This is a genomic window from Roseivivax sp. CAU 1761, from assembly GCF_054482755.1.
In genome coordinates this window covers 36,427-48,754 of record NZ_JBTLRM010000027.1, presented here as the reverse complement: position 1 = coordinate 48,754, position 12,328 = coordinate 36,427, and the positions used below count along the sequence as shown (strand labels likewise).

The following is a 12,328-nucleotide window of genomic DNA, read 5'->3' as shown; positions in this document are numbered from 1 at the left end:
CCCGAGGCGGGTCCGGCCCCCGGCAGCGCGGCGGGCCGCAGCGCGGCCAGCGCGGCGCGCCAATGCGGCTCGCGCCGGGCCAGACCGTCCGGGACCGGCGGCGGCGGCACGGCCAGTGCGCCCGGCGCCAGGTCGGTGGCGGCGACCGGCTGCCCGTCCATGTCGCGCAGGCCCGAAACCCAGAGCGTGCCCGCCCCGCAGGCGAGGATCGCACCCCCCGCCTCCTGCGCCAGCACCGTGCCCGGCGCCGCCGGCGCGGCCGCCTCGGGGCCGGGGCGGGCCTCGCCCACCGCCAGCAGGCGGCCCGCCACGCAGAGCTTCGGCAGGCAGAGCGGATTGCGGTAGGGGCCGTGATCGAGCCCCCGCACCAGCCGGTCGAGCACCGCGGCCTCGCGCCGGAAATCCAGCCAGCCCAGGCCCTCGGGGCGGTCGGCGCGGTAATGGAAGCTGCGCGCCGCCAGCGCCTGCTTGCGCCGCTCCAGCCGGTCCGCGGCGATCCGGTCGAGCAGCTCGCCGAAGCCGTCGAGCCCGGCCTCGAAGCATTTCAGGTTCAGCGACACCGCGGTGTCGCGCGGGGCGATGGCGACCTCGCGGGTGACCAGCAGATCGCCCTCGTCGATGCCGCCCTCGATCAGGTGCCAGGCGATGCCGTGCCGGGGCTCGCCGGCGATCAGCGCCCAGGCCGGGGCGTTGAGCCCGGCATGGCGGGGCAGCGGGCCGTCGTGGAAATTGATCGCGCCGCGCCGCGGCCGCGCCAGCACCGCGCCGGGGATCAGCTCCAGATTGGCCACCGAGAACAGCCAGTCCACCGGCCCCGCGGGGAGCCGGTCGGCCAGGTCGCTGCCGGGCGGCCGCTCGGCGAGCCCGGCGCCGCCGGCCCAGTCCGCCACCGCCGCCGCCCGCGTCACCACGGCCAGGATCCGGAAGCCGCGCGCCAAAAGCCGGGCGCCGCATTCCTGCGTCAGGGTGTCGTTGCCGATCAGCAGAACGCCTGGCGCCGTCATCGCTCGCCCTCCGGGGTCAGGGGTGCGGGGCCCGGCGCGAAGCGCGGCTCGCGCGCCGGCGCCGGGCGGCGCAGGGCCGAGCGCAGGCCGTGCCGGGCCAGGCTGCGCAGGAAATGCGGCGGGTCCGCGGGCCGCCGCCGCTTGACCCGCTCCTTGCCCCAGCAGAACGCCGCCCCGGCCAGGTGCAGAAGCGTCGCCGCGGCGGCATAGCCGCGGCCGTGATGCTTGGCGAAGTAGCGCCAGCGGCTGTCGAACCAGTAATCCGGCACCCGCGGCCAGTCGCGCATGCCGGTGGAGACCGACCCGAGATGGCGCACCCGGCTCTCGGCCACGCAATGCACCTCGAACCCGGCCCGGCTGGCCCGGCGGCAGAGATCGGTCTCCTCGAAATAGAGGAAGAAGGCCTCGTCGAAGAGCCCGATCGCGCGCAGCGCCTCGGCCCGGATCATCAGCGAGGCGCCGGCCATCCAGTCGACCCGGCCGGACCGCGCAGCGTCGCGGATCGCCACCTGATGGCGGCGCAGCCGGCGGCTCAGCGGGCCGAAGCGCATCGCGCCCTCGATCTCGGACCAGAGCGTGGGGAAGCGGAACCCGGCCAGCGGCGGCGCACCGTCGGGGGTGACGAGGCAGCTTCCGGCCAGCCCGGCCTCGGGATGCGCGTCGAGCCAGTCGATCAGCCGGTGCAGCGCGTCAGGCTCGGGGAAGGCGTCGGAATTCATGATGTAGACGAGGTCGGGGTCGACGCCGTCGCGGCGCCCGGCGGCGATGCCGGCATTGTTGCCGGCCCCGAAGCCCCCGTTGCGCCCGGCCTGCACCACCCGCACCGGCGGGCCGCCGGCACCGGCACCGACGCCGGCGCCCGCGCCCCGGGCCAGCGCCGCGCGCATCCGCTCCTCCGACCCGTCGCCGGAATCGTTGTCGACGACGACGATCTCGGCGTCGAGCCCGGCGCAGGCCCGGGCCAGCGCCGCCACGGCGTCGAGGGTCATCTCCGGGGTGCGCCAGTTCAGCACCACGCAGAGCAGCCGCTGCGCCGCCCTCCCGGGTTTTCGGTCGGTCATGTCGGATCCCCGATCCATCGCCTATTCCGCCGCCGTGCGGTCGCGGAAGGACAGCACGGTGCCGCATTCCGTGGCGCGCGCCTCGGCGCTCTCGATCTCGCGCCGGAGCTTCTGCGCCAGCACCCGCACATTGGGCTCAAGCACCATCGAATCGTGATCGCCCGGCACCTCGTGCACCGCGATGTCGGCGACCGCGCGGCCCCAGCCGTTATCGCCCAGGAGATAGGCGCGCTGGATGTCGACCCGGCGGCCGCCCGACACCGTCCAGTGGCCGCGCTGCGGCGGCCGGAAAAGCGCCAGAGGCCCGGACCAGGGCCGCACCTCGTAGCGCGCCACGGCAGCCAGGAAGGCGGCCTCGATCTCGGCATTGTGGAAGACCGCGGGCGCTTCGGTGGTCTCCGGCGCGCGCCGCCGCGCGATCTCCCAGGCGACCCGGTTGCGGGCCCAGAGCAGCGGATAGAGCGGCCCCTTGCGTCGCAGCTCCTGAAGCTGGATCAGCAGCCGGTCGCGGCGCCGCAGCTTGTCGCGCCGGGGCAGCGGCGTGTCGAGCATCACCAGAAGCGCCACCCGGTCGCCCATCTCCTCGAGCTGGCGGACGATCTCGTAGGCGGTGATGCCGCCGCCCGAGAAGCCGCCGACCAGATAGGGCCCCTCGGGCTGGACCTGCTTCATCTCGGCGATGCAGTCGCGCGCCGCCTCGGGAATACTGTCATGCGGGCGCTCGTCGCCGAACAGGCCGCGGGCCTGGAGGCCGTAGAACGGCCGCCCGGCGCCCAGCAGATGCGCCAGGTGGCGCAGGTTGAGCACGTTGCCGAACATGCCGGCGACGAGGAAGAAGGGCCGGCACGTGCCGCCCTCGCCCTCGTACATCGCCACGAGGTGGGTGAAGCGGCTTTCCGGACGGGTCCGGGCCGGGCGTGTCCGGGCCGGGGCGGCGGGGCCGGCCTCGGGGTCGGCTCCGGTGCGCTCCGCGATCAGCGCCGCGCAGGCGCGGATCGTCGGCGCCTCGAACAGCACCGAGATCGGGAAATCGACCTGGAAGCTGCGCTTGATCATGGCGAAGAGCCGCACCGCGATCAGCGAATGCCCGCCCAGATCGAAGAAGCTGTCCTCGACCCCGACTCGGGAGACGCCCAGCAGCTCCTGCCAGAACCCGGCCAGGACACGTTCGATCTGGCTTTCCGGTGCGACGTAATCGCCCTGCAGGTCGGGCCGCTCGAAGCGCGCCGCGGCCGCCGCGCGGCGCGCCGGGCGGGCGGCCTGGGCGCAGAGCGCGTCGAGGTCGAGCGAGGAGACCACGACCTGCGGCAGGCCGAGCGCCAGCGCCCGGGCGAAGGCCTCACCGCCCTCGGCCGGGCGGATGCCCTGCGCGAGGTTGTGCGCCAGCCGGTCCTCGCCCGGCGACAGCGGCGCCGCGGCGGCGGGGGCGTCGGTCTCGATCTCGGCCGGGGTCAGCCGCGGCAACCGGGTCAGGGCCGCGGCCTCGGCGAGGCGCTGCATGCGGAAGCCCTCGATCTCCACCAGCACCGAGCCGTCCGGCGCCGCCAGTGTGACGTCGAAGACCGCGTCCCCGGCCGCAGACCCCGCGCCCAAGCGGACATGGCTGGCGATGCGGGCCGGCAGGGCTGTGTGCAGCCGGAGCCGGGCATAGCCCACCGGCACCCAGAGATCGCCCGGGTCGTGGGACGGCAGCAGCGCCATCGCCCAGCCGGTGGCGATGTCGAGCAGCGCGGGATGCAGCAGGTGGCCGGCATCGCCCGCCGCGGCCTCGGGCAGGGACAGGTCCGCCAGCCCCTCCCCGCGGCCCAGCGCCATCGTGTCGAGCACCTGCCACCGCGGGCCGAACTCGAGCTGCGCGGCTTGCGCCGCCGCGAGCTTGCCGCCCGCCGCTGCCTCGAGCGGTGCCGGAAGGCGGCCGCGCAGCGCCTTCAGGTCGAGCCGCGGCGGCGCCGGGAGCGGACGCAGCGCCAGCATCGCCTCGGCGCAGAGCACCCGGCCCGCGCGGCCGCCCGCGTCGGCATCGGCGAGCATCTCGAAGCGGTAGCCCACCGGGTCGCGGGTCAGGCGCAGGGTGATCTCGCGCGCGCCGCCCTCGGGCACCGCGACCGGGCGCAGGAAGGTCAGGTCGCGGATCTCGACGCTGCCGGTCTCGCCCTGCGCCGCCAGCGCATGGGCCGCGAAGCTCAGGCTGGCACTGCCCGGCAGCACGGCGCCGCCGGCGCGGAGGCGGTGCTCGTCGACCAGCCAGTCGGTGCTGGCGAGGCGGGTCGTGAAGACCCGGCGGCCGGCGGCATCGAAGCTGGCGCGGTCGAGCAGCGGCAGGTCCGGGCGGGTCACCGGCGCCTCGGCGTGGTGGCCGGCGCGCCGCGCCACCGCCTCGGCCGCCATCCCGACCTCGGCCCAGATGCCCCAGTCGATCGCCACCACCCGGGTGCGGCCGCCGGCCCGGGCGCGGGCATGGGCGTTGAGCACCTCGTTGGCGGCGACGTAATCGACCTGCCCCGCCGGCGCCGTCACCGTGGAGCTCGACGAGCAGAGCGCCAGCCAGTCGAGCCGGCCGTCCGGGAACACCCGGTCGAGCGCCTGGAGGCCGAGGATCTTCGGCGTGAAGACATCCTCGATCGCGGCCGGGCCGCGGGCCAGGATCGGGCCGTCATCGATCACCCCGGCGGCGTGGATCACGCCGGTCACCGGGCCGAAGGCGGCCTCGGCCGCGGCCACCGCCGCGCGCAGCTCGTCCTCGTTGCAGACATCGCCCGCCAGCGGCAGCACATCGGCCCCGGCGGCCTCCAGCGCCAGCACCGCGCGGAGGCGCCGCGCGACGCGGTCCTGCGGCGCGTGGCGCAGCAGGTAGCCGTCCCATTCGGCGCGCGGCGGCAGCGCGCCGCGGCCCATCAGCGCGATCTTCGCCCCCGCCGCGGCGAGGTCGCGGGCAAGGCTCAGCCCGATGCCGCCGAAGCCGCCGGTGATCAGCACCACGCCGCCCTCGGGCAAAGCCGCCGGCGGCAGCCTGCGGCGCGCCATGTCCTGTTCGTAGCGTCGCCCGCGGAAGGCGGCGATCCGGTTGCCGGGCTCGGCCAGCAGCTCCTCGAGCAGCGCCGCCTCCAGCGCCGCCCGCGCCTCGGCCCGCGCGCGCCGGGCGGCGCGCTGCCAGGGCGGCGGCGGCGCGCCTTCGGGCAAGGCCACGTCGAGGCTCGCCACGGTGACGCCCTCGAGCTCGCGCGGGATCACCCGGGCGGGGCCGGCCAGGGTGGCCTTCTCGGGCCAGGGCAGCGCCTCGTCGCGGACCCGCGCGGCGCCGTTGCTGACCACGGTCAGGTGCAGCGGCCGCGGCAGGCCCGCCTCCTCGATGGCCTGGGCGAGGAACAGCAGCGCGTAGAAGCCCTGTTCCTGGACGCGGTGATAGAAGCTCGACCCGGGCCGGTGGCCCGCGTCGCCGGTGACCAGCCAGAAATGTCCGATCCGGTCGGGCGCCAGCCCGCGCGCCACGAGGTCCCGCAGCAGCAGGTCGTAGCCTTCGCGGCCGCGCTCCGGCGCCAGCCGGTAGGCATCGTCGGAGACCCGCGCGAAGAGATCGCCGGGCCGCACCTCGATCACCCGGTGCCCGGCGGCGCGCAGGCGGCGCGCGGCGGCATCGGCCAGGCCCTCGGCATCGCTGAAGAACAGCCAGGTCAGCGGCGCGGCCTCGGCCAGCCCGTCCTCGAGCGCGAGCGCGACCGGCGCGGCGCGCGGCCGCCAGACCGGAACCCAGCCCCATTCGGCGATGTCGTCGCTGCGGGTCAGGAACTCCTCCGCCTCGGGCGCCGCGGCGGCCTGCGGCTCGAGGAAGTAGCGGGCGCGCTGGAAGGCGTAGCCGGGCAGCACCACGCGCTGCCGCCGCCCCTCGCCCCAGACCTGGTCCCAGTCCACCGCCGCGCCCAGCGCCCAGAGCCGACCCAGGCATTCGAGGAAGTGCCGGTCGTCCGGGACGGCGTCGTCGGGATGGCGCAGGCTGGCCAGCACCCGGTTGCCGGCGATGCCGCCATGCTGGCGCGCCAGCGCCGACAGGGCATGCCCGGGCCCGACCTCGAGATAGACCCGGTTCTCCGCCGCCAGGGTCCCGAGGCAGTCGGAGAAGCGCACGGTATGGCGCAGATGCTCGACCCAGTAATCCGGCGAGGTCGCCTGTTCCGCCGTCATCCAGGTGCCGGTGCGGTTCGAGGTCAGCGGCAGCCGCGGCGGCTGCAGGTCGATGGTGGCGAGATGGGCGCGAAACTCGTCGAGGATCGGCTCCAGCATGCGGCTGTGCGCGGCGACGTCGATCGCCACGGGTCGGCATTCCACGCCGCGCGCCCGCAGCCGCGCCGCCAGCCGCTCCAGCGCCGCCTCGGGCCCCGACACCACCGAGAGATCCGGCGCGTTCTCGGCCGCGAGGTCGAGATCGGGGCCGAGCAGCGGCGCAAGATCGCCCGCCGCCAGCGCCACCGACAGCATGCCGCCCGGCGCCACCCGGTCGAAGAGCCGGCCGCGCAGATGCACCAGCCCGATGCACTCCTCGAACCCCATCACGCCGGCGACGCAGGCGGCGGTGTTCTCGCCCATCGAATGCCCGGCCAGCGCCGCGGGCTGCACCCCCCAGCTCTGCCAGAGCTCGGACAGCGCGTATTCGACGATCAGGATCAGCGGCAGCTGCACCGAGGGCCGGCGCAGGCGGGCCGCCTCGGCGCTGCCCTCGGCGGCGAAGAGCACGGCGCGCGGATCCTCCCCGGTCAGGGTCTCGAGATGCGCCAGCCCGCGCTCCAGAACCTCGGCGAAGACCGGCTCGGTCTCGGCCAGGTCGCGCGCCATGCCGGGATATTGCGCCCCGCCGCCGGGAAACAGGAAGGCGATGTCCGGCGCGTCGAGTGCCTGGTGGTCGTGCACCCGCCGGGCATCCGGCGCCTCGAGCAGCGCCGCGGCCTCTTCATGGCTGGCCGCGACCAGCACGCGGCGCCGGGCGAAGGCGCGCCGGCCCTCCTTCAGGGTCCAGGCGACATCGGCCAGCGGCTGCTCGGGATGGGCGCGCAGATGCGCAGCCAGGCGGGCCGCATTGGCGTCGAGCGCGGCGCGGCTGTGGCCGGACAGCGCGAGGATCTGGAACGGGAAGGCCGGCGCCTCCGGGGCGGGGCGCGGCGGCGCCTCCTCGAGGACGACATGGGCGTTGGTGCCGCCGACGCCCAGCGCGTTGACCCCGGCGCGGCGCGGCGCCGGCCCTTCCGGCCAGTCGCTGAGCCGGTCGTTGACCCGGAACGGCGTGGCGGCGAAGTCGATCGCGGGGTTCGGCGCCTCGTAGCCCAGCGAGGCCGGGATGCGGCGGTGGTGCAGCGCCAGCGCCGCCTTGATCAGCCCCGCCACGCCGGCCGCGGTGTCGAGATGGCCGATATTGCTCTTCACCGAGCCGATGCGGCAGGACGCGCCGGACGCCTGCGGGCCGAAGGCCCGGGCCAGCGCCGCCACCTCGATCGGGTCGCCGAGCCGGGTGCCGGTGCCGTGGCATTCGACATAGCCGATGGTGTCGGGCGCCACCCCGGCCACGGCATGGGCCTCGGCCACCGCGGCGGCCTGGCCCTCGACCGAGGGCGCGAGGTAGCCGGCCTTGGCGGCGCCGTCATTGTTGACCGCGCTGCCGCGGATCAGCGCCCAGACATGATCGCCCGCGGCCCGCGCGTCGGCGGCGCGGCGCAGCACCACGCAGCCCGCGCCCGAGCCGAAGACGGTGCCGCCGGCGCGGTGGTCGAAGGCCCGGCAGGCGCCGTCGGGCGACAGGATCTCGTTCTCGCGCCAGAGATAGCCGCGGGTCTGCGGCAGCTCTATGGTGACGCCGCCGGCCAGCGCCAGGTCGCATTCGCCGTTGAGCAGCGACTGGATGGCGTAATGCACCGCCACCAGCGAGGTCGAGCAGGCGGTCTGCAGGTTCAGGGACGGGCCGCGCAGGTCGAAGACATGGCTCGCCCGGGTGGCCATGAAGTCCTTGTCGTTGCCGGTATGGCGCAACAGGAAGGTGCCGGTCTGGGCCACCAGGTCGGGATGGCTGAGCACGTTGTCGTGGTAATAGCGGCTCTCGCCGCAGCCGGCGAAGACGCCGATCGCCCCGGCGAAACGGTCGGGCGGGTGGCCGGCATTCTCCAGCGCCTCCCAGACCACCTCGAGGAACTTGCGGTGCTGCGGGTCCATCACCGCGGCATCCTTGGGCGACAGGCCGAAGAACTCCGCATCGAACATGTCGAAGCCGTCGAGCGGCGCGCCGAAGGGCACGTAGTCGCGGTGCCGCAGCAGGCCCGGCGCCTCGCCCGCGGCCTCCAGCTCCTCGGGGCCGAAGCGGCGGATCGCGGACACGCCGTCGCGCAGGTTGCGCCAGAATCCGGCCAGCGTCGCGGCGCCGGGGACCTGCGCCGCCATGCCGACGATGGCGATGTCGGTCTCGCCCGGCTCCACGTTATCGCGCCCCTCTGTCATGCTGCTCCACCAGCTCCTCCGAGCACGTGTGTAATCGGTCTTTGCGCGGCAAGTGGGGCAATTCTGCGAAAACTTCGGCGAATGCAAAAGGGGCCGCGCGGCTCAGCCGGCAAATCCCGCCAGCACCGCCAGTACCGGCCCGTGCCACCAGAGCGCAGCCGCGACGATCAGCGTCCCGGCGGCGAAGGCGCCAAGGTCGTGCATCGGGTCCCAGGCCCCGAGCCGGCGGGCCAGCCGCGCCACCAGCGGATAGGCGGCGAGATAGGCCGCGCCCTGCCCCAGAATGGCGCCGGCGAGCCCGGCGGCCTCGAGCCCGGCCAGAAGCCCCGCCACAATGAATGCCGCGCGGCCCAGCGACAGCAGGAAGAAGCGCCGCGAATCCCCCGCCGCCAGCGCCGCCTGGTCGTAGGTCAGCCCCACCACCTGCGGGATCTGCACCAGCGCCAGCAGCAGCACCACGGCGCCCGCCATGTGGTAGCGCGGGTCGTAGAGCAGCGCGACCGCCCAGGGCCCGGCCAGCGCCGCCAGCGCCAGGAGGCCGAGCAGCAGCGCGGTCACCGCCACCCGCATCCGGCGCAGCCGCAGGAAGTTCGCGCGCCCGGCCCGGGGCGGCGTCTCGCGGTAGATCGGGATCAGCACCTTGCGGGTCACCATGCCGCCCAGCAGCAGCGGGAAGGCGGCGAGGAAGTAGCCGATATTGTAGATCCCGAAGATGTCGAGCGGCAGCCAGCGCCCGATCAGCAGCTTGTCGGCCTGCAGGAACACGAAGCCGCAGACGGTGGACAGGAAGATCCACTTGCCGAAGCCGATCAGCTCGGCCGCCGCCGGGCCCTCCCAGCGGAAGCGGTTCGCGGGTCCCGGCAGGAAGCGCGAGAACAGGATCAGCGTCGCCACTTGGCCGAGAATGCCGCTGATCACCAGCGCCCAGACCGAGCGCAGCGCGAAGGCCAGGCCGATCGCCGCGGCGAGGCCGACAAGCTGCGCCAGCAGTTCCAGCGCCGTGACCCGGCCGAGCAGCAGGTGGCGGTTGGCGCTGTCCATGCGGGTCGGGTTGAAGCCCGCGATCAGCAGGGTCAGCGCCGCCACCGGCAGGATCTGCGCCAGCAGCGGCTCGCCGTAGATCTGCGCCACCGGCCAGGCCAGCAGGCAGGCCGCCAGCCAGAGCAGGGCGCCGCGGATCACCTGGATGGTCCAGGCGGTGTCGAGGAAGGCCGGCTCGTCGCCGCGCTTCGATTGCAGGATCGCCGGGGACACGCCGACATCCGAGAACATCGCCAGGCCCTGCAGGAAGACCGCGACCAGCGCCATCAGGCCGAAGGCCTCGGGAAACAGCAGCCGGGTCAGGACGAGGTTCGACAGCAGCCGCAGGAGCTGGCTGAAGGCGAAGCCGCCGGTGGTCAGCATCGAGGAGCGCAGCACCCGCGCGCCCAGCGACGTGCCGCGCAGGCGGTCGAGGATCGGCGCCGCGGCCAGCGTCCTCATCGTTCGCGGCTCCAGCCGTGGTCGCGCCGCCCGGTCAGGCGCACCGCCAGCGCCACCGCGGCATAGACCGCGAAGCCCGCCGGGTCGGCCAGCGCCAGCCGCGCCTTGCGGGCGGCGGGGAAGCCGGCCTTGGCCTCGTTCGCCATCAGTTCGGGGAAGCGCGCGGCGATCTCGGCCACGCCGCGATCCTGGCGCCGCCGCACCCGCACCAGCCGGCCGAAGCCGCGCGCCACCGGCCAGCGATAGGGCGCCGGCACGGCGATCCGCTCATGCGGCGCGAAATGCAGCCGCACGAAGGTGTCGTCCGAGACGATGTCGGGAAAGCCCGCCCAGCGCGCCCGCCCGGCGGCGTTGACCGCGAAGAGCCCGCAGCCCGGCACGGCGTCGCGCATGAACGGCACCCGGGCCCAGAACCGGGCATAGGCGCGGCTCGCCGCATCGTCGGGCGCGGCGATCTCCAGCCGGCCGCTGGCATAGAGCGGCGCCGCCCGGTCGAGCGCCGCGAAGAGCTGAGCCAGAAGCGCCGGGCTGACCGTCACGTCGGCGTCGAGATAGGCGCGGATGCCGGCCCGGGCCCGGGCATCGCCGGCCTGCAGCGCCGCCAGCTTGTTGCCCTCGCGGCGCTCCAGCACGGCGAGATGCCAGCCGCGGGCGGCGAAGTCCGGCGCCGCGCGCCGCGCCCGGGCCGCGGTGTCGTCGCGGCAGCCATTGGCCACCACGATCACCTCGGCGCCGCCCGGCACCGGCTCCGAGGCCAGCAGCGCGGCGAGGCAGGCGTCGATCTGCCCGGCCTCGTTGGCGGCGGGCAGGATGACCGAGAGGCCGGGGCTCTCGGGCTGGGAACCGGTCCGATGCAATTCGGTCTCACCTGCGGAAATTCGGGCGCGCATGGCGGCCGGTGATGCCGGGTCAGTGTGGCAAAAGCATGAAAGATGCGAAAGCCTCTGCGCAACCAGAGACCGACGCCGGCCCGCACCGGCGCGACAACAGGCGGTGAGCGTGACCCGGCCCTTGCGGATCGGATATCTTGTGCCCCGGTTCCCGGGCTACACCCATTTCAGCATCTGGTGCGAGCTGCGCGCGCTGGAGGCGATGGGCCATTCCGTGCTGCCGATCTCGCCGCGCCGGCCGGGCTTTCCCGGCCCCGAGCAGGACTGGCGCGACCGCGCCGCCGCGCGCACGCTCTACCTCGACGGCTTCGGTCCGCTGGCCAGCCTCCGGGCGCTGCCGCGGCGCCCGCTGCGCGGCGCCGGCCCGGAGCTTCTGGCGGCGCGGCCCGGCCTGCTGCGCCAGGTGCTGCTCGCGCTCGGACCGGCGGAGCGGCTGCTGCGGCTCTGCCGCTCCCGCCAGCTCGACCATCTGCACGTCCATTCCGCCGCCCGCCCGGCGCTGATCGCGGCGCTCTGCCACCGCATGGGCGGGCCCAGCTATTCGCTGACCCTGCACCGGCCGCTCGGCGATACCGGTCCCGGGACGCGGCTGAAATGGCAGCAGGCGGCCTTCGCCCGGGTGGCGACGCCGGGGCTTGCCGACGAGGTCGCCGAGCGGCTGGGCGGGCACGCCGCGGGCGGGCGGCTGATGATCTCCCCGATGGGGGTCGATCCCGAGCTCTTCGCCCGCCCCGAGCCCTACCAGCCGGCGCGCCACGGCCGCCCGATGCGGCTCTTCTCCTGCGGCCGGCTGGGGCCGGACAAGGGCCAGCAGGACCTGCTCTCGGCGATGCGGCAGCTGCTCGACATGGGGGTCGATGTGCGGCTCGAGATCGCCGGCGAGGACGAGGCCGGCGGCACCGGGTTCCGCGCCGTGCTGCAGGCCAGCCTGAAACAGCTGCACCTGCGCGACCACGTCAAGCTGCGCCCGGCGCTGAGCACCGAGGCGGTGCGCGCCCGGCTGCACGCCTCCGACGCCTTCGTGCTGCCGGGGCGCGAGGATCCGGGCGGTCCGGCCTCGGCCGAGGCGATGGCGGCGGGGCTGCCGGTGGTGGCCACCGAGGCCGGCATCGTGCCCGGCCTGCTGCGCGACGGCCATACCGGGATCGTGGTGCCGGCGGGCAATCCCGGCGCGCTGGCCCGGGCGCTGCGCGACCTCGCCCACAACCCCGATTACGCCGCCCGGCTCTCCGCCGCCGCCCGCGTCCATGTCGCCGAGAGCTTTCGCAGCGAACAGAGCGCGGCGCGGCTGGCCGAGGAGATCGCCGCCACGCTCGACACCGCGCCCCGGGGCTGATCCGCCGGCCGGGGCCGGGGCCCGACGGCGCGGCGGTGGCGCGCCCGCAATGCGGATCGGTTCGCGGGCACCTCCCCACGC

6 protein-coding genes are annotated in these 12,328 nt (G+C 75.2%); 1 reads left to right on the top strand and 5 read right to left on the bottom strand.

Annotation, left to right across the window (positions count from 1 at the left end):
• From ACXYMW_RS15085 to ACXYMW_RS15065, 5 genes are all read right to left on the bottom strand, one after another.
• The coding region (locus ACXYMW_RS15085; RefSeq protein ID WP_459036153.1) for a formyltransferase family protein at positions 1-1,004 on the bottom strand (1,004 nt) is incomplete at its 3' end.
• Positions 1,001-2,065: a glycosyltransferase gene (locus tag ACXYMW_RS15080; RefSeq protein ID WP_459036152.1), complete on the bottom strand. Its 1,065-nt coding sequence runs from the start codon at positions 2,063-2,065 to the stop codon at positions 1,001-1,003. The genes ACXYMW_RS15085 and ACXYMW_RS15080, both read right to left, overlap by 4 nt.
• A 21-nt stretch (positions 2,066-2,086) precedes the next feature.
• On the bottom strand, positions 2,087-8,539 hold the full coding sequence (locus ACXYMW_RS15075; protein WP_459036151.1) for a type I polyketide synthase: 6,453 nt from the start codon (positions 8,537-8,539) through the stop codon (positions 2,087-2,089).
• A gap of 102 nt (positions 8,540-8,641) precedes the next feature.
• Complete coding sequence (locus ACXYMW_RS15070; RefSeq protein ID WP_459036150.1) at positions 8,642-10,021, bottom strand: oligosaccharide flippase family protein; 1,380 nt, start codon at positions 10,019-10,021, stop codon at positions 8,642-8,644.
• Positions 10,018-10,911: a glycosyltransferase family 2 protein gene (locus tag ACXYMW_RS15065; protein ID WP_459036149.1), complete on the bottom strand. Its 894-nt coding sequence runs from the start codon at positions 10,909-10,911 to the stop codon at positions 10,018-10,020. The genes ACXYMW_RS15070 and ACXYMW_RS15065 overlap by 4 nt, the downstream gene beginning before the upstream one ends.
• A 139-nt stretch (positions 10,912-11,050) precedes the next feature.
• Between ACXYMW_RS15065 and epsE the strand changes: the two genes are divergently transcribed.
• Positions 11,051-12,247, top strand: coding sequence for an exopolysaccharide biosynthesis GT4 family glycosyltransferase EpsE (gene epsE, locus ACXYMW_RS15060; RefSeq protein WP_459036148.1), 1,197 nt, complete (start codon positions 11,051-11,053; stop codon positions 12,245-12,247).
• The last annotated feature ends 81 nt before the right edge of the window (positions 12,248-12,328 follow it).

Coding starts and splice junctions, on each gene's coding strand:
- ACXYMW_RS15080 (WP_459036152.1), bottom strand. CDS start 2,065: ATGACCGACCGAAAACCCGGGAGGGCGGCGCAGCGGCTGCTCTGCGTG.
- ACXYMW_RS15075 (WP_459036151.1), bottom strand. CDS start 8,539: ATGACAGAGGGGCGCGATAACGTGGAGCCGGGCGAGACCGACATCGCC.
- ACXYMW_RS15070 (WP_459036150.1), bottom strand. CDS start 10,021: ATGAGGACGCTGGCCGCGGCGCCGATCCTCGACCGCCTGCGCGGCACG.
- ACXYMW_RS15065 (WP_459036149.1), bottom strand. CDS start 10,911: ATGCGCGCCCGAATTTCCGCAGGTGAGACCGAATTGCATCGGACCGGT.